This is a genomic window from Hylemonella sp. W303a (assembly GCF_046452315.1).
GTDB lineage: Bacteria > Pseudomonadota > Gammaproteobacteria > Burkholderiales > Burkholderiaceae_C > Hylemonella.
Genome location: NZ_JBKFDG010000003.1, coordinates 160,595 through 182,422 on the forward strand (window position 1 = coordinate 160,595; position 21,828 = coordinate 182,422).

15 protein-coding genes are annotated in these 21,828 nt (G+C 60.1%); 7 read left to right on the forward strand and 8 right to left on the reverse strand.

The genetic code is table 11. The annotated features are described in order from the left end of the window. Positions 1–19: 19 nt before the first annotated feature. The gene (locus ACLBKS_RS06975; RefSeq protein WP_410192076.1) at positions 20–3,235 is read left to right on the forward strand and encodes an error-prone DNA polymerase; all 3,216 of its coding nucleotides are present in this window, start codon (positions 20–22) and stop codon (positions 3,233–3,235) included. Positions 3,236–3,324: 89 nt separating this feature from the next. Here the strand turns inward: ACLBKS_RS06975 and ACLBKS_RS06980 are convergent, their stop codons facing one another. Further along, a complete protein-coding gene (locus tag ACLBKS_RS06980; protein ID WP_410192077.1) occupies positions 3,325–4,647 on the reverse strand; it encodes an ABC transporter substrate-binding protein in 1,323 nt (440 codons plus the stop codon). Next, on the reverse strand, positions 4,644–7,604 hold the full coding sequence (locus ACLBKS_RS06985; protein WP_410192078.1) for an EAL domain-containing protein: 2,961 nt from the start codon (positions 7,602–7,604) through the stop codon (positions 4,644–4,646). Before ACLBKS_RS06985 ends, ACLBKS_RS06980 begins: the two co-directional genes overlap by 4 nt. A 517-nt stretch (positions 7,605–8,121) precedes the next feature. On the opposite strand from ACLBKS_RS06985, the gene ACLBKS_RS06990 reads away from it, so the two are divergent. Next, positions 8,122–8,907 carry a phosphatase PAP2 family protein gene (locus ACLBKS_RS06990; RefSeq protein ID WP_410192079.1) on the forward strand — a complete coding sequence of 262 codons (786 nt, stop codon included), beginning with the start codon at positions 8,122–8,124 and terminating at the stop codon, positions 8,905–8,907. Here the strand turns inward: ACLBKS_RS06990 and ACLBKS_RS06995 are convergent. Continuing rightward, positions 8,877–10,181, reverse strand: coding sequence for an NAD(P)/FAD-dependent oxidoreductase (locus ACLBKS_RS06995; protein ID WP_410192080.1), 1,305 nt, complete (start codon positions 10,179–10,181; stop codon positions 8,877–8,879). The two genes, ACLBKS_RS06990 and ACLBKS_RS06995, sit on opposite strands and share 31 nt — an antisense overlap. A gap of 42 nt (positions 10,182–10,223) precedes the next feature. Further along, complete coding sequence (metK, locus tag ACLBKS_RS07000) at positions 10,224–11,408, reverse strand: methionine adenosyltransferase (RefSeq protein WP_410192081.1); 1,185 nt, start codon at positions 11,406–11,408, stop codon at positions 10,224–10,226. A gap of 140 nt (positions 11,409–11,548) precedes the next feature. On the opposite strand from metK, the gene ACLBKS_RS07005 reads away from it, so the two are divergent. Beyond that, a complete protein-coding gene (locus tag ACLBKS_RS07005; protein WP_410192082.1) occupies positions 11,549–12,385 on the forward strand; it encodes a lysophospholipid acyltransferase family protein in 837 nt (278 codons plus the stop codon). Beyond that, on the forward strand, positions 12,385–13,257 hold the full coding sequence (locus ACLBKS_RS07010) for a lysophospholipid acyltransferase family protein (protein ID WP_410192083.1): 873 nt from the start codon (positions 12,385–12,387) through the stop codon (positions 13,255–13,257). The genes ACLBKS_RS07005 and ACLBKS_RS07010 overlap by 1 nt, the downstream gene beginning before the upstream one ends. 16 nt (positions 13,258–13,273) lie before the next feature. Here the strand turns inward: ACLBKS_RS07010 and ACLBKS_RS07015 are convergent, their stop codons facing one another. Beyond that, positions 13,274–14,440, reverse strand: coding sequence for a hypothetical protein (locus tag ACLBKS_RS07015; RefSeq protein WP_410192352.1), 1,167 nt, complete (start codon positions 14,438–14,440; stop codon positions 13,274–13,276). A 38-nt stretch (positions 14,441–14,478) separates the two neighbouring features. Here ACLBKS_RS07015 and ACLBKS_RS07020 point away from each other — a divergent pair, with 38 nt between their 5' ends. The 3 genes from ACLBKS_RS07020 to ACLBKS_RS07030 are packed head-to-tail and all read left to right on the forward strand — an operon-like array spanning position 14,479 to position 17,532. Continuing rightward, on the forward strand, positions 14,479–15,348 hold the full coding sequence (locus ACLBKS_RS07020) for a glycosyltransferase family 2 protein (RefSeq protein WP_410192084.1): 870 nt from the start codon (positions 14,479–14,481) through the stop codon (positions 15,346–15,348). Positions 15,349–15,362: 14 nt separating this feature from the next. Further along, complete coding sequence (locus ACLBKS_RS07025) at positions 15,363–16,376, forward strand: NAD-dependent epimerase (protein WP_410192085.1); 1,014 nt, start codon at positions 15,363–15,365, stop codon at positions 16,374–16,376. Beyond that, positions 16,363–17,532 carry a hypothetical protein gene (locus ACLBKS_RS07030; protein WP_410192086.1) on the forward strand — a complete coding sequence of 390 codons (1,170 nt, stop codon included), beginning with the start codon at positions 16,363–16,365 and terminating at the stop codon, positions 17,530–17,532. Before ACLBKS_RS07025 ends, ACLBKS_RS07030 begins: the two co-directional genes overlap by 14 nt. Before the next feature lie 18 nt (positions 17,533–17,550). On the opposite strand, the gene ACLBKS_RS07035 is transcribed toward ACLBKS_RS07030, so the two are convergent. From ACLBKS_RS07035 to ACLBKS_RS07045, 3 genes are all read right to left on the reverse strand, one after another. Further along, entirely contained in the window at positions 17,551–18,867 is a 1,317-nt protein-coding gene (locus tag ACLBKS_RS07035) for an O-antigen ligase family protein (RefSeq protein WP_410192087.1), read from the reverse strand. A 391-nt stretch (positions 18,868–19,258) separates the two neighbouring features. Next, a complete protein-coding gene (locus ACLBKS_RS07040; protein ID WP_410192088.1) occupies positions 19,259–19,990 on the reverse strand; it encodes a glycosyltransferase in 732 nt (243 codons plus the stop codon). Between the two features lie 9 nt (positions 19,991–19,999). Further along, the gene (locus tag ACLBKS_RS07045) at positions 20,000–21,814 is read right to left on the reverse strand and encodes a hypothetical protein (RefSeq protein ID WP_410192089.1); all 1,815 of its coding nucleotides are present in this window, start codon (positions 21,812–21,814) and stop codon (positions 20,000–20,002) included. Between the last annotated feature and the right edge of the window lie 14 nt (positions 21,815–21,828).

Sequence of the window (21,828 nt, forward strand, 5' to 3'; positions counted from 1 at the left end):
CGTTGACGGTCTCCGGCCCATGGCCACGGCCCTTTCGACCTTGCCTGCCTACGCCGAGCTGCATGCCTTGAGCCACTTCAGTTTCCAGCGTGGCGCATCGAGTCCGCAAGAGCTGGTGGCGCGCGCGCATGCCTTGGGCTACAGCGCGCTGGCGATCACGGACGAATGCAGCATGGCGGGCGTGGTGCGCGCGCACAGCGAGGCCAAGCGGCTGGGCCTGAACCTGCTGATCGGCACCGAGTTGCGGGTGGACGTCAACGACGAGACGCACTTCACGCTGGTGCTGCTGGCGCGCAGCCGCGCGGGTTATGGGCAGTTGTGCGAGCTGATCACGCAGGCGTGCAGCCACACGGTGACGCCGCGCGAGCGGGAGCGCGGCCTGCGGTACCGCTTGCGCAGGGAGGGCTGGCCCGTGGACGGCTGGCACCCCTCGGACCTGGACAGCCGTGAGGTGCTGGCGCTGCTATTGCCCCAGCGCGACGGCTTGCCGCCCGAGTCGGTGGACTTCGCGGCCCACCTGGACGCGCAACTGCGTTGGTTGCGGGAGCACTTTGCGCACGGGGCTTGGCTGGCGGTGGAACGGCTGCACGGCCTGGACGACGAGTGCTGGCTGCGCGAGCTGCAAGCGGCAGGCGCGCGTTGCGGCGTGTCCCTGGTGGCGACGGGTGGGGTGCACATGCATCTGCGCTCGCGCAAGCCGCTGCAGGACGTGATGACGGCCATCCGCCTCGGGCGGCCCGTGGCCGAATGCGGCTTCGCGCTGCAGCCCAATGCCGAGGCCCATCTGCGCTCGCGCCAGCGCCTGGCCGCGCTGTACCCGGCGGCGCTGCTGGCCGAAACGGTGCGCCTGGCCGGGCTCTGCCACTTCAGCCTGGACGAGCTGAAGTACGAGTACCCCGAAGAAGTGGTGCCGCAGGGTGAGACACCGGCTTCTTACCTGCGCCGCGCCACGCTGGAAGGCGCAGAGCTGCGTTACCCACAAGGCATGCCAACGACCGTGCGCCAGCAGATCGAGCACGAGCTGGCGCTGATCAGCGAGCTGCGCTACGAGAAATACTTCCTCACGGTCTACGACATCGTGCGTTTCGCGCGCGACAAGAAAATTCTCTGCCAGGGCCGTGGCTCCGCCGCCAATTCGGCCGTCTGCTACTGTCTGGGCGTGACCGAGGTGGACCCGGCGCGCACCAGCGTGCTGTTCGAGCGCTTCATCAGCAAGGAGCGCAACGAGCCGCCCGACATCGACGTGGATTTCGAGCACCAGCGGCGCGAAGAGGTCATCCAATACCTTTACAAGAAATACGGTCGCGACCGCGCTGCGCTGACGGCGGCCGTGCACACCTACCACGCACGCGGGGCGATCCGCGACGTGGGCAAGGCCCTGGGCCTGGACGAGGACGTGATCGACGCACTGGCCAAGGCGCATCAGTGGTGGGACGGGCGCGAGGTGAACCACGAGCGCTTGCGCGCGCTGGGCGTGGATGTCGGCAGCCGCCCAATTCGCCTGCTGCTCGAGCTCACGCGTCCGCTGCTTGGTTTTCCGCGCCACCTGTCACAACACAGCGGTGGTTTCGTGCTCACCGGCGACAAGCTCACGCGCACGGTGCCCGTGGTGCCGGCAGCCATGCAAGGGCGCACCACCATCGAGTGGGACAAGGACGACATCGACGCGCTGGGCCTGCTCAAGGTGGACGTGCTCGCCTTGGGCATGCTCAGCGCCATCCGCCGCACGCTGGATTTCGTGAGCCAGTGGCGCGGCCAACCGTTTCGCTTGCAAGACATTCCGCCCGAGGACCCCGAGACCTACGAGATGGTTTGCCGCGCCGACGTGGTGGGCGTGTTCCAGATCGAGAGCCGCGCGCAGATGAGCATGCTGCCGCGCCTGCGACCGCGTTGCTTCTATGACCTGGTGATCGAGGTTGCCATCGTGCGCCCCGGCCCCATCCAGGGTGGCATGGTCCACCCCTTCCTGGAGCAACGCGAGCGCCAGCGGCGCGGTGAACCTCTGTCCTTGCCGAACGAAGCACTGCGCCCGGCGTTGGCGCGCACCCTGGGCGTGCCCATCTTCCAGGAGCAGGTGATGCAGATCGCCATCCTCGCCGCGGGCTTCACGCCCGGCGAGGCCGATCAATTGCGCCGTGCCATGGCGGCGTGGCGGCGCAGGGGCGGCGTGGACAAGTTCCAGCAGCGCTTGATCGAAGGCATGACGGCGCGCGGGTACGAGCGCGAATTCGCCGAGGCCATCTTTCGGCAGATCGAGGGCTTTGGTGAATACGGCTTTCCTGAAAGCCATGCAGCCAGCTTCGCACTGCTGGTCTATGCCAGTGCCTGGCTCAAGCGCCACGAGCCCGCGGCTTTCCTGGCGGGATTGCTCAATTCCTTGCCCATGGGCTTTTACGGCCCCTCGCAACTGGTGCAGGACGCGCAGCGCCATGGCGTCACCGTGCGGCCCGTGGACGTGTGCCACAGCGATTGGGATTGCACGCTGGAGCCGCGGGACGACGGGGAGCTTGAACATCGCCCCGCCACGCCAGCGGCCGTCCGGCTGGGCTTGTGCTTGGTGGCGGGGTTGAAGAAAGAGAGCGCCCATCGCATCGTCGAAGCACGCGCGCAGGGGCTGTTTCTCAGCACCGAAAACCTCGCCCTGCGCGCGCGGCTCGATGCCTCGGATTTGAATGCGCTGGCCAGCGCCGATGCCTTGGCGGGGCTGTCAGGCCACAGGCGCCAGCAGGTCTGGGACGCCTCGGCCTTGCACGCGGCGCCGGCCTTGCTGCGCGAAGCCCCGGTGCATGAACCGACGCTGGCCCTGCCCGCCGCGCCCGAGGGCGAGGAGATTGTGTTCGACTACGCCGCCACCGGCCTCACGCTGCGGCGACATCCGCTGGCGCTGCTGCGCCCGCGCCTATCAAGCCTGGGCGTGCAGACCGCGCAAGACCTGCTGGCCTGGCCCAACGGACGGCCCGCCCGGGCCTGCGGCCTGGTCATGGCGCGGCAACAGCCGGGCACGGCCAAGGGCGTGGTCTTCGTCACCTTGGAGGACGAAACCGGCGCGGTGCAGGTCATCGTGTGGAAGGCCTTGCGCGACCAGCAGCGTGAGGTGTTGCTGTCCGCTCGCCTGATGGTCGTGCAGGGCACCTGGCAGCGCCAGGGCGCGGTCTGCCACTTGATCGCGAAGCATCTGGAAGACCAGACGCCCTGGCTCGGGCGCTTGGCCACGCAGAGCCGGGACTTCCACTGAACGGCCCTGCAGGTGCGGCGGGGGCAGCGCGGTGGATGACGGCTCTGTGCCTCGTGCACCGATCGGGATGAGTGGCCTGATCCCGGGTTTCAGGGCGGTGTCGCGCTCAGCATGCGCCGCTGTGCGGCGCGCTGACCGAGGGCAAGGGCCTCGTCCACACTCAGTCGGCCCGCCACGGCTTCCCCGATCCGCTGACCGACCTCGTCGCCGATCGCTGCGAATTCCGGAATGGTGACGAACTGCACACCGAGATAGGGACTGCGTGGTAGCGTGGCGTTGCGCGGGTCGGCGCCGCGGATGGCCGCGAGCTCGTGGCTGGCCCAGGGGGCGGCGCGCTGGAAGCGTGGGTTGGCGTAGGTTGAGGCTCGCGTGCCCGAGGGCACCAGGCCCCAGCCTCGCAGAGCTGCCACCCGTTCAATGTAGGCGCGGGACGCGGCCCACGACACGAAGGTCTGGGCTGCCTCCGTGTGCGCCGCGTCGATGTCGGCCGGAATGGCCAGGGCCCAGGCCCAGAGCCAGCGCGCGCCCTTGGGGGTGGTGCCGATGGGGGCTGGCGCGAAGCCAACCTGCTGCGCGTGCGGGTTCTGCTCGGGGTCGGCCAGGAAGCCCGCCGCCACGGTGGCATCGACCCAGATCGCACACCGTCCGGCCAGGAACAGCGCCAGGTTCTCGTTGTAGCCGCGCTGAATCGCATCCTCGGGGCCGAAGCGGCGCAGCAGGTTCACGTAGAGGCTGGCCGCCTCGTGCCAAGCCCGGCTTTGCAATTGTGGCCGCCATTGCATGTCGAACCACTGGGCCCCATGGGTGTTGGCGATCGTGGTGAGCAGGGCCATGTTTTCTCCCCAGCCCGCCTTGGCACGCAGACAGATGCCATGAACCTGGTCCTGCGGGGCATGCAGCCGGGCCGCGAAACCGGCGATGTCCGACCAAGTGGGTTGCGCGGGCATGGTCAGACCGGCGCGGACGAAGAAGTCCTTGCGGTAAAACAGCATGGAGCTTTCGCCATAGATCGGCGCTCCGTACAGCCGACCTTTGTGTGACAGACCCTCCCGGATGTTGGGCAGCAAATCCTGGGCGTCCAGTTCTGGTGTGGCGCGGATGGGCGTCAACCAGCCCCGTCGGGCCCAGATCGGCACTTCGTACATGCCCACCGTCACGACGTCGAACTGCCGTCCCTGCGTCGCGATGTTGCTGCTGACCGCCTTGCGCAATTGGGCTTCGCTCAGGGTGACCCAGCGGATCTTGATGTCCGCGTGAGTGCGCTCGAACTCCGGACTCAGCGAGGCCAGCTGCAGCATGTGCCCGTTGTTGACCGTCGCGACCACCAAGGTGATGGCGTGCCCGTGCAGCGGCGACACCAGGCCCATCAGCAGTGCACCAAGACCAGCCCAGACCGCGGCGGGACGGATCATGCGCGTCCTTCCAGCGCGTGTTCCTGGCCTCTGCCGCCTTGCGCCAGCAGGCTGGCTTCAAAGGCCTCCACGGCCTGCGGTCGTCCGAACAGGTAACCCTGAAAAGCCTGGCAACCTTGTTCCACCAGGAAGTGGTGCTGTTCCTCCGTTTCCACCCCTTCGGCGATGACGTCCAGTCCCAAGCCCCGGCCCATGGCGATGATGGTCTGCGCCACCATGGCGTCACGATGGCTGGCCGGCAAATCGTCGATGAAGGACTTGTCGATCTTCAGCTGCGTCAGTGGCAGCTTGGTCAGGTAATTGAGCGAGGAGTTGCCGGTCCCGAAGTCGTCCAGAGAGATCATGAAGCCGCAGGTGCGCAGGGTCTGCAGCTTGCTCATGGAGACATCGAACTCGTCGATGGCGGTGCTCTCCGTCACCTCGAGCTTGAGCTTGTCGGCCGAGATGCCCGCGCCTCGGATTTTCGAGAGCACGTCCTCCACGAAAGTCGGCGACTTGAACTGACGCGGGCTGATGTTGACCGCCATGGTCAGGTGATGCGTCTCGGGTCGATCGGCCCACCGGGCCAATTGATGGCAGGCCGTGGACAACGCCCATTGACCGATCGGCTCGATCAGTCCGGTCTCTTCGGCCAAGGGAATGAAGTCCGAAGGCGGAACGAGCCCACGGCGCGGATGAGCCCAGCGCACCAGCGCTTCCGCGCCCAGAGCTTGTCCCTGCGCATCCACCTGAAGTTGGTAATGGAGCACGAGCTGCCCCCGCTCGATGGCTTCGCGCAGCTCATTCTCAAGATCGCGGCGACGGTTGATCTCGGTCTGCATCGCCTCCTCGAAGAAGCGCACGGTGTTGCGCCCCTCCTTCTTGCACTTGTACATCGCCAGCTCGGCTTGGCGCAGCAGGGTGCCTGGATCAGATCGCTGACCGGATGACAGGGTAATGCCCACCGAAGCAGTGCAGACGAGGCGATGACCGTCCAGCGTCACAGGGGCTTCGATGGCGCGCCGGACCGCCTCGGCGAGCGCCTGGGCGCGTTGCGCCGCTTCTTGCCGATGGGGGTCCAGATCCTGCGCGACGATCACGAAGCTGTCGCCGCTGAAGCGTCCGACGGTGTCGCCTTCGCGTGCGATCTGGCTGATGCGTCGCGCCATTTCGATCAGCAGCTGATCGCCAATCACATGGCCCAGAGAATCGTTGACCTTCTGGAACAAGTCCAAGTCAATCATCATCACGGCGTCGTAGGCCAGGGATTCGCCGCTTGGATCGACCGCGTGACTTCTCATGCGATCTTCGATTTGCACCCGGTTGGGCAGGTTCGTCAGGGTGTCGAAAAATCTCAGCCGTTCTGCCAGTGCCCGCGCATCAAGCTCTGCGGTGATGTCTTGAAGGTTGCCGATGTAACGCAAGGTTCGGCCCATTTTGTCTGTCACTTCGGTGATGGACAGGCGTGCCGTGTAAAGACGGCCTTCCCGATGCCGGTTCACGACTTCCCCTTGCCAATGTCCATCTCGCTTCAGACCCGCCCAGAGTGCTTGGTAGAAGGGCGCGTCGTGCAGGCCGGATTGCAGCAGCTTGGGGGTCTTGCCGATCGCTTCCTCGGGCGTGTATCCACTGATCCGGGTGAAAGCCGAGTTCACGCGTTCAATGACGCCGTTGGCGTCCGCGATCATCATGCCGTCGTGACTTTCAAACGCCACCGAGGCGATCCGCAATTCACGCTCCGCGCGCCGCCGCTCGGTGATGTCGCGCCCTATGGTCAGAATGCCCGCGGGCGCGCCTTGGGCATCGTGCACCAGCACCTTGACCATCTCAAGGTCGCGCGTGCTCCCGTCCTGGGCTTTGAAAGTGCTCTCGTACTGCAGAGGCTTGCCGCCGTGCAGAACTTCTTGATCATGGCCGCGGATGACCTGCACGAAGTCGGGGTCATCAAGCAATTGCTCGTCGGTCTTGCCCAACAGCTCCTGGCGCTCCAGCTTGAGCAACTCAAGCGCGCCAGCGTTGCAGTCCAGGTAGATCCCTGCCGGGCTCTTGAGCATCATGGCGTCCGGGCTGCTTTCGATGATGGCGCGCAACAGCGCCCGTTCCACGCGCAGTTGCTGCGCCGCCGCCTCCAACTGGTGGTGCTTGTATTGGATCTCCGCCGTCCGGTGCTTGACCGAACGCCGCAGCATTCGAATCCAGAGACCGCCCGCTGCGCCCAAGCCCAGCACCAACAGCACGGCCATCATCGCGATGCGTAAATAGGGGCGGTACTGAAAAGGCTGGCTGAACCATTTGTCGCGCAGCAGCGCGCGCTCTTCAGGGCTGATCAGGCGCATGCCCCGCTCGACGAGCTCGAAGGTCGCGACGTCGCCTCGGTTGACTGCCCAGTGGAACTGGCCCTCGTACAGCTTGAACGCCCGGCCAAAATTCAACTGCTCTCGATGCAGGTAGAGATAGTAGTTGGCGGGCTCATCGTCCATGCAGAACATCTTGATCTGTCCAGCTTTCGCCGCTGCCAGGATGCTCTGGTAGTTCGGGTACGCGGCCAGGTCAGACACCCCTCGACTCGTCAGCGCGTCCACGCAGGCGTCGCCGCGTTGCACCCCGATCGTGAATCCACCGAGTGAGGCTGCGTCATGGATGCCCTGGATGGAGCTGTCGACATAGATGCTGACGGGCAGCGTGGCATAGGGCTGGGAGAAGTCGTAGAGCTGCTCGCGCACCGGGGTGCGGAACATCATGTCGATCACGTCGGCCTCACGGTCGCGGATGGCCCGCTGTGCCTGCGACCACTCCATGGCCCGCAAGTCCACGCGGACCCCGGTCTTGCTTTCCCACAGGCGCCAGAGATCAACGATGTAGCCCTCGGCCTGACCGTCCGCGCGCAAGACGACATAAGGGGGATAGTTGTTGTCGGTAACGACGCGCAGGACAGGCTCCGCATGCGACATCGTGACCATGCCGATGGTCAGCAGCACCCACACCAATTGCCGTTGCCGTTTTGGCAGAGGCCTTGTGCATGCGGTCACGATGCCCCCTACGCAGGATGATTCAAAGCCACTCCGCGGGATTTAAGCGCCAGTCAGTCGGCAGTCTTGGATGGGGCCGGCATGCTGGGACCCAATCAAATCACGGCCCTGAGTTGCAAGGCACCGGCGTTCACAAAACAAAGCGTGCATTTCTGCAAAAAAACGGAACTTTTTGGCGGAATCGGCCTGATTGCCGCAAGCCTTTGGTACGAGGCGTGCATGAGCTCCCACCGAGCCAGGCTTTATCCCAAGACTAGCCGGGGCATGTGCCTTCGCTGCCACGGGTTCTCTTTCGATGAAATGTTTCTGGATGTGTCGGGATGCGTCGATATCTCGGGAATACCCGGACAATATCGGCCGCTGGCCCTGTTTTGTCCCGAGACAGGTAGGGGAGAATCGGGGCTGGTTTGGCAGCAAAAACTGAATTCGGCTAGGGAAAAGAATGCGCGTCACGTTTCTCTCCTCCATGTTCCCGAGGATGCGCCGTGCGCGTCATCGGGAACTGCTGCATCTGGTCGGATTCGTACTGGCCTTGGCGCTGCTGTTCGGCTTGTGGCCGACCTTGGATCTGACAGTCAGTGGCTGGTTTTATGCTGGCGATGGTCAGTTTCCTGCCAAGCAATGGGCTTGGGTGCGGGCGCTCTATGACTACCCCAAAGTGGGACAGTGGATCGTCGTGGCCGCTTTGTTGGTTCTCTTCTTCGGGCGCTTTTTACCGGGGCGCTGGCGTGTGACACGCTCCTGGCGGCGACGTTGTCTGGCGCTGCTGCTGGCAGCCGCACTCGGCGTCGGATGGCTGGTGCACGACGTCGTGAAGGAGCTATCGAACCGTCCCCGCCCTAACCAGACTCAGAATTTCGGAGGCAGCTACACCTTCGTTCCCACGCTCGGCACGGGTGTTCAGTGCGAGGAATGCGTCTCCTTCGTCAGCGGTCACGCGGCCGGCGGCTTCGTTTACATGGCCTGGGGCCTGTGGGGCTCGGTCGCGACGCGCCGCCGTTGGCGCGGCATCGGTTGGCTCGCGGGCGGTGTGCTTGGGGGCGGGCGTATTCTGCAAGGCGGGCATTACCTGAGCGACGTGCTGTTCTCGGCCGCCCTGATGTGGTTGTGCTGCTGGCTGATGCGTGAACTTTGGCTGCGCCTTGCCTGCTGGCGTCGCTCACGCAAGGCCAAATCTGAAGAGACCAGTGTGGTGGCTGTGCCCGGAGTATGCAATCAGGCTCACACGCCCAGTTTGTCGCGCAGGCTGTAATACCACGCCCCCAAGGCGGTGAGGGGCACTCGGAACAGCCGTCCACCTGGAAATGGGTAGTGCGGTAGGGCCCCGAAAGCATCAAAGCGTTCGGCCTGCCCGCGCAGGGCCTCGGCCAGTACCTTTCCAGCCAAGTGCGTGAAGGTCACGCCGTGCCCGCTGCAGCCCTGGGAGTAATAGATGTTGTCCCCCAGTCGGCCCATCTGCGGTAGACGCGACAACGTCAGCAGGAAGTTGCCGGTCCAGGCGTAGTCGATCTTCACGCCTCGCAATTGCGGGAAGGTCTTGAGCATCTTGGGCCGGATGGTTGCCTCGATGTTGGCTGGGTCCCTCGCGCCGTACACCACGCCGCCGCCATACAGCAGTCGACGGCCTCGTCCCTGGTCATTGGCGGAGAGGCGGAAATAGTCCAGCAAGTAATTGCAATCCTCCACGCAATGGTCCTGCGGCAGCAGGCTGCGCGCTAGATCCTCGGTCAGGGGTTCGGTGGCGATGACCTGGGTGCCGCAGGGCATGGACTTGGTGGCCAGTTCGGGCAGTAGACCGTCCAGGTAGGCATTGCCGGCCACCACCACGAAGCGGGCGCGCACCTGGCCTTGCGGCGTATGTACGACGGGGGGCGTCTGAGCCGAACCCCGGTCAATACGCACGGCCGGGCTGTGTTCGTGGATCACGCCACCCAGTGACACCAGGGCCGCTGCCTCGCCCAGGGCGAGATTGAGGGGGTGGATATGCCCGCCGCCGTGGTCGAGCGCGCCGCCGATGTAGCGTTCGGTGGCGACCACGCTGCGTATGGCCCCGGCGTCGAGGAGTTCCAATTGGGTATACCCGTGGCGCGCCCAGAGCTTTTGCTGGGTCTCCAAGTGGCGCATCTGCTTGCCAGTGAAGGCCGCGAACACGCCGCCTTCCTTCAGATCGCACTGGATGCCGTACTTCGCCACCCGCTGGCGGATGATGCGTCCGCCTTCGAAGGCCATGGCGGCCAACAAGCGGGCGGGCTCCGCGCCTACCTGGCGCTCGATGGCATCGATGTCACGGCTGTAGCTGTTGACGATCTGACCGCCGTTGCGGCCGGAGGCGCCGAAACCCACCTGGGCGGCTTCGAGCACCGTGACCTTGAACCCGTGTTCCAGCAAATGCAGCGCGGTGGAGAGGCCCGTGTAACCCGCGCCGATCACGCACACATCGGTGTCCACCGCCCCGACCAGCGCCGGGTACGCCACCTTGGGATGGCGTGACGCGGCGTAGTAGCTGTGCGTATGTTGCAGCAGCATCGGCGAGGGCGAGAAGGCAGGACCCCGGGCCCAGGCGGTTACTTACTTCAGGCCGGCAGCCGCGCGCAGAGCAGCGGCTTTGTCGGTTTTTTCCCAGGTGAACTCGGGCTCTTCACGGCCGAAGTGGCCGTAGGCGGCCGTCTTCTGGTAGATGGGGCGCAGCAGGTCCAACATCTGGATGATGCCCTTGGGACGCAGGTCGAAGTGTTCGTTCACCAGCGCGGCGATCTTGTCGTCGGCGATGACGCCCGTGCCTTCGGTGTAGACCGTCACGTTCATGGGCTTGGCCACGCCAATCGCGTAGGCCACCTGCACCTGGCACTGCTTGGCCAGGCCCGCAGCCACCACGTTCTTGGCGACGTAGCGTGCAGCGTAGGCGGCCGAGCGGTCCACCTTGGACGGGTCCTTGCCCGAGAACGCGCCGCCGCCGTGCGGGCAAGCGCCGCCATAGGTGTCGACGATGATTTTGCGACCCGTCAAACCGCAATCACCTTGCGGGCCGCCGATGACGAAACGGCCAGTCGGGTTGACCAAGTAGCGCGTGTCCTTCAGCCATTCCTTGGGCAACACGGGCTTGATGATTTCCTCGATCACGGCTTCATAGAAGCTGGCTTTGAGCTTGGTCGCGGTTTCGCTCTGATCCGGGCTGTGCTGGGTGGACAGCACCACGGTGTCGATGCTGTGTGGCTTGCCGTCGACATAGCGCATCGTCACCTGGCTCTTGGCGTCAGGGCGCAGGAAGGGCAGCTTGCCGCTCTTGCGCAGCTGTGCCTGACGCTCGACCAGACGGTGAGCGTAATAAATGGGCGCCGGCATCAGCTCGGGCGTCTCGTCGCAGGCATAGCCGAACATCAGGCCCTGGTCGCCAGCGCCGGTGTTCAGGTGGTCGTCGCTGGCGTGGTCCACGCCTTGGGCGATGTCGTTCGACTGCTTGTCGTAAGCCACCAGCACGGCGCAACCCTTGTAGTCAATGCCGTACTCGGTGTTGTCGTAACCGATGCGCTTGATGGTGTCGCGCGCGGTCTGGATGTAGTCGACGTTGGCGTTGGTGGTGATCTCGCCCGCCAGTACCACGAGGCCGGTATTGGTCAGCGTCTCGGCGGCAACCCGGCTCTTGGGGTCTTGCGCGAAGATCGCGTCCAGAATCGCGTCCGAGATCTGGTCGGCCACCTTGTCGGGATGGCCTTCGGAAACTGATTCGGAAGTGAAGAGGTAATCGTTCGCCATTGAATAAACTCCGGTATTTGCCGCTGCGTCGGCCTGGAGTTCAGGGCGAACGCTTTAGCAGTATTGTTTTATGTCGCCCTGCAAGTTGCTCATTTAACTCAGCGACGCGGCCATTCTAGCCTGGAAAATTCTTCTTCCTCATGATTCTGCTGTTTCGCTTCTTGTCCAGATGGCCATTGGTGGTTCTGCATGGTTTAGGCTGGCTTCTGGGCTGGTTGGTGTTCTGTGCGTCGCCAACCTATCGGCGTCGGTTCATCGCCAACATCCGGCAGGCCGGTTTGAACTGGTGGCAAGGCCTCGCAGCCGTGGGCCAGACCGGTTGCATGGTGATGGAAACGCCTCGTTTGTGGTTTGGGCGGCCGGTGCCAGTGCGGTGGGCACAGGGAGCTGAGCTGTTGGTGCAGCGGGCATTGGATGCAGGCAAGGGCGTTCTGATACTCACGCCTCATCTGGGTTGCTTTGAGATGATTCCCCAGGAATACGCCAGGAGATTCGGAGCGGTTCAGCCCATCACCGTCTTGTACCGCCCGTCCCGTCAGCCGTATCTGCGTGAGGTCGTTGCAACGGCCCGGCAGCGTAAGAATCTGTTGACTGCTCCAACCACGATGGCCGGCGTCAAACAACTGCTCAAGGCCTTGCGTGCCGGGCAATGTGTCGGATTGCTGCCGGATCAGGTGCCACCCGAAGGTTTGGGCGTCTGGGCGCCGTTCTTTGGGCGCGAGGCGTACACCATGACGCTTTCAGCCCGATTGGCGCAGCAAACCGGCGCCCAGGTCGTACTTGTGCGAGGCGAACGCCTGAGTTGGGCACGAGGGTACCGCTTCCATGCCCAGGCCTTGCAAGAGCCATTACCGGACGACCTCGTCTCGGCGGCAGCGGCCATCAATCGAGCCATGGAGGAGTTGATATTGAGCAGTCCTGGTCAGTACTTGTGGGGGTACTCACGTTATAAGCAACCGCGCAAGGAGTCTGTGTGATGTTGGCAAGGATTGGGATTTGGTGCCTGCGTCTTCTTGCACTGTTGCCACTGAGTTGCGTGCGTGGCTTGGGCTCTGTCTTGGGGCTGTTGCTCTATGTGTTCGTGGGGTCACGCCGACGCATCGTCATGACTAACCTCGCTTTGTGCTTTCCAGATGAAACGCTGGCTCAAAGACGGCGTTGGGCTCGGGCTTGCTGCGTCTATTTCGCTCAAACCTTGTTGGACCGGGCCTGGCTTTGGCATTCCAAGCCAGACGTGGTGCGTCGACGACTGCGATTGACTGGGGCAGTGCATGATCTGCAAGGGGGCGCGCCCACGGTGATTTTCGCGCCGCATTTTTTTGGTCTTGACGCCGCTGGTGCGGCAGTGAGTCAGCAGATCAATCGGCCCATTGCCAGCATCTACATGCCGCAGCGCAACAAGGTGGCGGATGAGTGGCTGCGCAAGGGGCGTATGCGTTTCGGTGACGTGCGACTTTTTGAGCGCAAGGACGGTAGCCTCAAGTCGATTGTGGCCACGCTGCGGGCTGGCGGCTTGCTGTACCTGTTGCCAGACATGAACTACGGGCGCAAGGATTCCGTTTTTGTGCCGTTCTTTGGCGTGAACGCCGCGACCGTGCCCTCATTGCCACGCTTTGCCCGTCTGGGCAAAGCCCAGGTGGTCCCCGTGACCGCCTGTTTGACCAAGACAGGCTATGACATCGAAGTGCATCCAGCTTGGACCAATTACCCGACCGAAGACGAAGTCGCGGACACGGCCTATATGAATCGTTGGCTGGAAGGCATCATCGCCACAATGCCTGCGCAGTACTACTGGGTCCACAAACGCTTCAAGACTCGGCCCAAGGGGGATAAAAAGAAGCTGTACTGACCCTAATCGAAGTGGGTCAGCGCCGTGGAGTGGGGCGCAGCGATTGCAGGCGTGCTTTGATGCGCGCGTAATGTGTTTCGTCTGCCTTCACCTGACGATTGCCAGCAATGAGGTAATCGTCTTTCAGGTAAGTCAGGAAATTCCGGCGCAATTGCTCGTCGGGCGTGAACTGTTCCAGTTGGGCCAACGCTTTTTCCAGTTGAGGGCCGCTGCGAGCCGAGAGCGTCAGACCGGGGAGGTCGTAAAACGCCTGTCCGATGACAATCACTTTCTTACTGTAGAGCATCGCTTCAATGCCGACCGTGGAGCTGATGGTGATCACTGCCTCAGCATTTTCGATCAATGTTTGAGTCGAGTACTCATTGGCAAAAAACCCCCGGTCCGCTGGCAGCAGTGAATGCAGATCACCGTATGTTTTGTGGCTGGAGGGGTGTTCCTTGAACACGAACTGGTACTGCGGGAATTTGTCTGACACAGCGCGAAGCTCATCAAACAAATGGCGCATGTTCTGGATCCAGGGAGAGAACAGAATGATTTTCGAATCCGTGTCGATTTGAAACGGAATGAAGATGTAACGCTTGGGCAAGTCGCGTCCAGAAGATTGCCTAGCGGACTTGACCCGGCGTGCCACCAATTGGGCTGCTTCGGGTGCAGGTGCCGGGGGCAAGTTGCGGAAGAATGCGGGGTCACGCGGGACGGAATTTCTTTCGTGGATTCCACGGCCATCGCAGACCGTTGTGTTGGGTAAAAATCCATGCTCCATGAAAGCGCAGGGAATGTTGTCCCGTCGAGCGGCCTCCGCAAAAATGTAGCGGCGTGGCTTCAAGCCGTTCCAGATCACGGCCAAACTGGGGGAGAGTCGCCGCATGGTTCTGCGGTCACAGGCGTAATGCCAGCGAAAGATCAGCCGTTGCATCGCCATCCAGATCGGGCCCGGTGATTTTCCATCGCGTTCCGCGCGATAGTCTTTGATCGCATAGGACATGCAATCAGCAAGCAGCGTTTCGGGGGGGGACAGCAGATCCGAGATGGAAGGCCACTTCAAAGGTGACGGACGCATCACCACGAAAGCCTCGTCCATGAACTTACCCAGCTCGTTAAAATAGGTTCGCTGAGCGAGAGCTTTTGCGCAAAAAACAATCACGAGTTCATTCTCCGGTGTCGATTTCAAACCCGTGATCACGGGCAACAAAAAATCGTTGACAAATTATAAGGACGTCCATGAAGCTGGTCATGACACTGCTGGTCAAGAACGAGGAGGACACGGTAGAAACTAACATCCGTTTCCATGCGGATCAAGGTGTAGATGCATTCATCGTCATGGACAATGGCTCAACCGATGCGACGCCGGACATACTGCGGACCTTGCAAAAGGAATACGAGCTGACTGTGGTCCACAACGCTTCTACGGCCTACAAGCAAAGCCAGTGGATGACCGGTATGGCTCGGCAAGCCCGGAGAGAGCTGGGTGCTGACCTGGTCATCAGCAACGACGCTGATGAGTTCTGGAGCGCGCGTGATGGCAGCTCTTTGAAAACCAAGCTGAGTCTGCGAGACTCGGTGGTGACGGTTCGCCGCTTTAATTTCATCCTTGATGAAGTGCAAGGCGAGGAGCGAGACGGTTATGTGCATTGCGCCAATCGCGTGATCAACCCGATCCTCTACACCTCCCAGGAGTATGAGGTGCAAAAGAAGTTGTCCATGCCGTTGCAGCGAATTGCTCCCAAGGTCATTGTTAACCCTTTGGGGTTGCTTCACATCAACGGTGGAAACCATCGCGCAAAGCACATGATGTTTTGGCGTAACCGTCGCTCTGACGATATTGTGGTGGACCACTATCCCATTCTGAGTTATAAAAATTTTGAGAAAAAAATTCAAAGTCGCCAAGTCATTCGAACCCTGCACCCTGAGAGGCGACTCAATGTGCATTACCGGCGATGGCTGGCCAGCCTGGATGCTGGTGAGTTGAGGCAGGAGTACCGACAGATGTTGGTCAACGAGAAAGAGCGGGATGTACTGCAGCGTTTTGGCGTCATTGAGCGCGTTGAGCCAACAGCCTTGGCGCGATGGCATGCTGCTCGTCACGCATAAACCAATTCTCCAGTATGCAAAAAAAACACTACCTGATCACTGGCACGGCTGGATTCATCGGATTCCATCTCGCGCGACGTTTGCTGCAAGAGGGGCATTCCGTCGTGGGTTTTGATGGCATGACGAAATACTACGACCCGCACCTGAAGGAGCGGAGGCACGCCATCCTGAGCGAATTCAGTGCATTCACACCAGTGATAGGCATGCTTGAGGACAAGGCCCTGCTAGACGGCGCGGTCGCTTTAGGCAAACCTGACGCCATCGTTCATCTCGCAGCGCAGGCAGGGGTAAGGTACAGCCTTGAGAATCCCAAAGCTTATGTGGACTCCAATCTGATTGGCACATGGAACATTCTGGAATTGGCGAAAGAGCATCGTCCCGAGCATTTGCTCTTTGCCTCCACTTCATCCATTTACGCCGCCAACGAAAAAATCCCGTTTGCCGAAACGGATCGCTCTGACGAACCAATGACACTCTATGCGGCGACGAAGAAATCGGGTGAGTTGATGGCGCACAGCTATGCGCATCTGCACAAGATTCCAACAACCGCATTTCGCTTCTTTACCGTCTATGGCCCCTGGGGCCGTCCCGATATGGCATTGTTCAAGTTCGTGGACGGCATCCTGCATGGCAAACCGATCGATATTTACGGCGAAGGGAAGATGAGCCGTGACTTCACCTATATCGATGACTTGATCGAGGGTGTCGTCAGGTTGATGAGCGTGGTGCCGGATGAAAATAACCGGGTCACTGACATCGATACGCTGTCGCCGCATGCGCCATTCCGTATCGTCAATATCGGTGGTGGTCAGCCCGTCGAGCTGATGCAGTTCGTGGAGACGGTCGAGCGAGCAGTGGGCCGCCCAGCGCTGCGCAACATGCTCCCCATGCAGCAAGGTGACGTGCCACGAACCTATGCCGCTCCGGATCTGCTTATGGCGTTGACGGGGTTTCACCCGGATATTCCGGTTTCGACAGGCGTCCGGAAATTCGTCGAGTGGTATGCGGCTTATCTTGCAGAAATATAGCAGCACCATGATTGTTTTTTTTGTCAATCGCCGAGGAGCCGCAGACGACTATCTGCGTGCTTTGGCTTCCGGCATGGGGGCGGATGCCACCACAATGCTCTACGTTCGCCGCCACTTCCCTTCCTGGACTGACTGGACTGCAGCATCGGCTTCTTTCATTGATAACTGCCTCAAAAATGGGATCAGGGAGTACAAAAATCGCTGGGGTCATCCGCCAAGTGCCCTTTGGAGGGTATTCACAAGCTTTTCCACGCGTTGGCAATACGCGAACGACCGTCGGGTATTGCGGCGCTGCAAACCGGCATTGGTGGTTGTTTGGAATGGTCTTAAAGGCAGAAGCGTAACGTTGGCCGAAGCAGCTAGGAGTTTGGGCATTCCTTGCGCCTTCATGGAGAACGGTCTGTTGCCAAGCACTACGGTGTGTGATGGTGATGGTGTAAATGCTTTGAACTCCATGCCAAGGTCATCGGCCTTCTACAGGCAGTTGCCACCCATGCCTGTGCCGGAGCCGACGCAATTGATTGCGCGCCCCAGTAGCATTTCCCGCCGGGCGTCCGGCAGAAATGGCCTACCGCAACGCTATATCTTTATCCCCTTTCAAGTGGATTCGGACACGCAGATTGTGTTGTTTTCTCCGTGGCTTGCGGATATGCGTGCATTGTTTGATACGTTGCTTGAGTTATCAGGTCAGTTTCCGCAATACCAGTTTGTCTTCAAGGAGCATCCATCGAGCAAACGAGACTATCGTTATTTGCATGATTTGCTCCCACCTGAGCGAGGGTTTTTTGCCAACGAATATGCAACACAGGAATTGATAGAAAAGGCAGAAGCTGTCATTACGATCAACTCCACAGTTGGCATTGAGGCGCTGCTGTTTAGCAAGAGGGTCATCGTCCTGGGGCGGGCGTTTTATGCAATTCCCGACCTGACGCTTGCCGCTGATAACGCCGAGGAACTCAAAAACGCCATCTCTCGCCTGCAACAGTTCGCGCCAGATGAGCAGCTTAGGCGCAATTTTCTTGCGTACCTGAAAAACACGTATCTCATAGAAGGTGATAGGCGCTCTGCAAACGAGGCGCACTGCCTGCGAGTGCGAGAACGGCTGCTAGCGCTAGCTCAGCCAAGAATCAGGGCGACGGAGAGCTATGAACACTAATATTTGTGACCTGTTCAATTATTCCAGTGAAGCCGATTTTGGGCCGCGCATAGAAGACTTCTGATTTGTGGGTAGTAGCTGCGCAGCCAAGGCGCAAATCAGGAGCGGATATGTACTGTTGTAGATGTGCTTCACAACATTCGAATCCGTCAAACCGAAACACAGTCCGGAGCTAACTACCAGAAGTCCGGCAGCGGCATACATCCGCTGATGCGCATCAGCATCCGCACGATGCAAGGCGCGACCAAAAAAGATGAGCGGCCCCGCAATCAGCACAAGATAAGCTATCAGCCCCAACAGGCCACTTGTAGCCAAGGTGTGCATGATGTCCGAGTGAGCATGATTAAAAACTTGCTGAATGGGGGGCAGCTCGCCCTTTTTCAGCATCTGATCCAATTCGTCCGAGTATCCACCTGACCCAGGTCCGACACCTGTGATGGGATGTTGCTTGAACATCTCCCATGCTGATTGCCACATCACAAAGCGTGCCCCAATAGACGTGGCGTAATTCTTTCCTCCTGTAGCCTGTGTCATATCCTGTTTGGCTTCTACCAAGCGCAAATCTTCTTGTAGGGAGGGTAGCCTCAATATCAACAAGCTGCCAATGATGGTCGCGATCAGACCTAAGCCCAGTAGCCAACGGTGAAAACGATCTTTACGCAAAAAAAGCAAAAAAACGGCAAGCACCGGTATTGCAAGGAATGAGCCGCGAGTTGCAGAGAGTGCGCAGGCCAGCAAAGACAATATCGCCAGCAACAAAGCCCCGATCCGCCAGCGCATTTGCCATTGGCTAGCTAATGCAGCAAACAGAATCAATAACATGCCAGTGAACGCTGACCAATTGCCGAAGTCTATAGGTTTGAGCATCAAACCTGCTGCTCGAGACTTGTCGGCAATCAGCCAATCCCATGCGCTTTGGCCCGCCGCAACGACAGCCGCCACACATAAGCCCCAGAGCAAATAACGCGAGGCTGGGCGGTTCCCAAGGGTCAAAGCCAGCAATGACAACGCAAGCGTATAGCGCAGCGTTTGGTGCGGGTAGTTGGAGGGATGAAGCCCTGTCAGCCAAGTCAAAGAAATCACCAGGCACCAAGTTAGAAATGGCCAAGCGATCCAGCGCAAATCGATGCTTGAACTACCTGCAAACAATCGCCACATTGTCTGTCGTGTATCTGTCCGCATCAGGACGGTGATCAACGCAATGATCACAAGCAAGTCGGTAATATCCAAGTACCGCCTCTGCAGGAACAGAATGCCAAAGATGGAAAACATCAGGCCATTGAGCAAGCCACGGCGCCAGAGTTCTTGAGGGGGTAAGGTGTATTTTCGACTCATGGTGGGGAAGTTAGCGCACTTTCTTGGGGGCTTCGGCGGCTATGTCGCTTTCCATGGAGTCAAAATTATGCTTGCCCAGGCTGCAGTAGCCTTCAGGCTTCAGTTCGAAAATAGCCGAAAAGCAGCTATGTGGTAATACCAGCAATAGTGCCGTCGGAATGCCGCTGGCGTTAAGTCCAGCAAACTGGATCGGTTTTTTTGCGAAGAAACCCAGTAGTATGCCCCGGATCACAAAGTCGTAGATTGCGGAAAAACATCAACGTCCATTAGTTCGCCAAACACCGTGCCGGGAAATAATGGTGAGGCACCGCCGCCAGAACGACAAAGGGTCTCAGCTCATCGATATCTGAATGTCAATCGATTGTCAGATGACTACTAGAAAACGCTGCCATCAGCCCTCTCGTTGCAACTTGCTTTTCGCAGTTGCCGTCAACTGGAAAACATCAGCCTCTTTGCAATTATTCGCCGCTGCATACTCGCGGAACCATTCCTCGGAATAGCCGCAATCCTTGTAGTCGGGATAGAACGGGCCGCCTTCGGTGTAGTGGAGCATCGATGGGTTCTTGAAATGGTTGTAGTCCACCAAGGTGTTCCATTCGAGCGGCACGGAGCCGATCAAGTCATCGTTGCCCAGCCATTTGAACTGGTGAAGCTGAAGACCGGTCGCGGTGTTCACGTAGTCCGGCGTCAGCGCCTTGCATTTGGCATTGTTGAAGAGGATCACACTGGACCAGTTTTTCTTCTCATACCGAGTCTGGGTGGCGTGCATGAACTTCTCGGCCTCGCCCGGGTCATGCTCGTGTTTGCACACCATGGCCGCATACTTGTCATCGCGCAGTGCCCACAGCTTGGCAATGTCATCGACAGCAATGATGTCGTTGTCCATGAAGATGGACCAGCCCTCGTAGTTCGACAGGTAAGGGGTGAAGAACCGGGAGAATGAAAACTCCGTGGATTGCAACGGATTCACGTCGCGCTTGTAGAGGCTGCCCAAGTTGGTCAGGCTGATCGGGCAAAAAGTGACCGGAGCCGTCGCTCGTGCAGTGATGCTGTGCACCAGGGTCTGAAACGCTACCGGAATGCGGCGGTCATAGCCAATGAAAATTCTGATCGGTTCGGTCATGATGTATGTTCAGGCGTGAGCCCGTGTCATGTTGAGGACAATTTTGGCAAACTCTTCCATGTCAGGAGTGCCATTCGGCCAAGTATAGGTGCTCAATTCGGCAGCACTCAGCGGTCGATTTTGATGTGCATCAATGATGCTTTTCAAAAGCTCGACCAACGGCGTCTTGCCGCTCACGTAGACCGCGCTGCGAAGGTCCGCCTTAGGCGGCGTGGACATGCCGGGCAGATGGTGATATCGGCCGCGGGCTGAATGCAGCAGCACGGGACGTCCGGCGCTCAGAGCTTCGTCGATCGTCGTTGAAATGCACGCCACCAGCAGATCCGACTGAGCTAGAGCTTGTTTGAACGTGCCTTCGTTGCTGATTGCTACGTTCGGATAACGCGGTAGGAGTTTGCGCAGCGTTTCAGGGTTGCACTCCGGCTTGGCGTTGACCTTGACCCGAATCAGCAGCCGCGCTTGCGGAATCCGGCTCACCGCTTCCGCCAATTCAGCGATACCGTCAAGAAATTCATCCGGGGTTTCCAGCATCCAGGGGATGTGGTTGTGCACGCCCATGTAGTTTCCCGCGAACAGGATTTGAAATGGACGTTCATTTTGGGCTGGAGGTAGTCTTTGACCTTGACGCACCGCGACGATCTTGTCGCCGTGCGGTGAAAGCTGTCGGATCAACTCTGCGATCGACGGAGATCGCGCTGCAAAGATGGTCGAGTGGTCGTTGTAGAGACGCCCGAGTGAAGCCCACATGTCGCCCATCGTCTTCGATAGCTCGTCGGTTTGTGGCGTGTGGGATGCGTGGTTGAACAGCACCACTTGCTTGCCCATGTCCTTGGCCGCGCGAGAGGCTGAGATGGCGAAGCCGGTGAAAGGCGAGTCGGTGCTGATGATGTCCGGCGCCAGCTGCGCAATGTCTTGGGGCACTTGGAGTTCATGGCCTAGCGCATGCCGCATGACTTTCTCCAAGTACTTCTTGGACACCGTCAGGGTGGCCTTGCGGAAATCATCGTGGACCGCGGCAATGATCCCTTCGATCTGAGGTCCGTGGGATCTGACTTCTTGCGGCCAGAAGAAGTAACGAGGCAAACCTGTGCCCTTGAACTCCTTATCGCTGCGCATCAGCATCAAAGAGCCCACCATGTAAATCACGGTTTTCAGCAGACTTTTGGGAAGAGGACGGGACAGCAGGATCACCAGACGCGGATCTTGCCTATACGCCGCATGCGCAAAACTTTGTGAAGAGGGCCGGGCTTTGTCGATGATCAGCAGTTTTTTTCTGCCTTCCATCAGCTCCTCCAAGTGGGCCTTGTAAATTTTCAGCAGCCAGAAGTGCAGGCGGGAGTACGGTCCATCCCGTTCAAGGTTCGCGATGTCGACTTCGGGCTTCAGCATCCGCCGGTGGATGAAGCCACCAAACACGCCCTCAAACACCTCGTCGAAATTCCGGCTGCCCGTCAGTCTTCCACGGGTGTCCAACCAGAAGGTTTCCTTGAAGCCGCGCAATGCGTGCCAGAAGAATGACGCGGTCGCCAGCTTGTAGAAGTAGGTGATGCGCGTGGCTTCGATTTGCGTGTCCGTCAGTCCTTGCAATCGAGCAAGCCGGTCGAACTCTTCGAGCCCGTCCTTCAAATGTTGGACGGTTCGCGCATGCAGCTCATCGCTGTAGACGCTCGTGGTCCGAATCACCTCGTAGTTCGAGTCGTCGGCAAACACGGCTGCCGCTGCTGGTGTCAGCGTCAGCAGTCGGGCATTTTGGGCCAGGGGCTGGCGTTTGAGGGTGTTCGCGTCCGCGACATCGCGAACGACAATCACGGGCCGATCAGACATGGGCGGTGATCCAG

Bases quoted from the DNA above. Each gene is read 5' to 3' on its own strand.
- ACLBKS_RS07035 (WP_410192087.1), bottom strand. From the start codon at position 18,867: ATGAGTCGAAAATACACCTTACCCCCTCAAGAACTCTGGCGCCGTGGC.
- ACLBKS_RS06995 (WP_410192080.1), bottom strand. From the start codon at position 10,181: ATGCTGCTGCAACATACGCACAGCTACTACGCCGCGTCACGCCATCCC.
- ACLBKS_RS06990 (WP_410192079.1), top strand. From the start codon at position 8,122: ATGTTCCCGAGGATGCGCCGTGCGCGTCATCGGGAACTGCTGCATCTG.
- ACLBKS_RS07010 (WP_410192083.1), top strand. From the start codon at position 12,385: ATGTTGGCAAGGATTGGGATTTGGTGCCTGCGTCTTCTTGCACTGTTG.
- ACLBKS_RS07025 (WP_410192085.1), top strand. From the start codon at position 15,363: ATGCAAAAAAAACACTACCTGATCACTGGCACGGCTGGATTCATCGGA.
- ACLBKS_RS07040 (WP_410192088.1), bottom strand. From the start codon at position 19,990: ATGACCGAACCGATCAGAATTTTCATTGGCTATGACCGCCGCATTCCG.
- ACLBKS_RS07020 (WP_410192084.1), top strand. From the start codon at position 14,479: ATGAAGCTGGTCATGACACTGCTGGTCAAGAACGAGGAGGACACGGTA.
- ACLBKS_RS07045 (WP_410192089.1), bottom strand. From the start codon at position 21,814: ATGTCTGATCGGCCCGTGATTGTCGTTCGCGATGTCGCGGACGCGAAC.
- metK (WP_410192081.1), bottom strand. From the start codon at position 11,408: ATGGCGAACGATTACCTCTTCACTTCCGAATCAGTTTCCGAAGGCCAT.
- ACLBKS_RS07005 (WP_410192082.1), top strand. From the start codon at position 11,549: ATGATTCTGCTGTTTCGCTTCTTGTCCAGATGGCCATTGGTGGTTCTG.
- ACLBKS_RS06975 (WP_410192076.1), top strand. From the start codon at position 20: ATGGCCACGGCCCTTTCGACCTTGCCTGCCTACGCCGAGCTGCATGCC.
- ACLBKS_RS06980 (WP_410192077.1), bottom strand. From the start codon at position 4,647: ATGATCCGTCCCGCCGCGGTCTGGGCTGGTCTTGGTGCACTGCTGATG.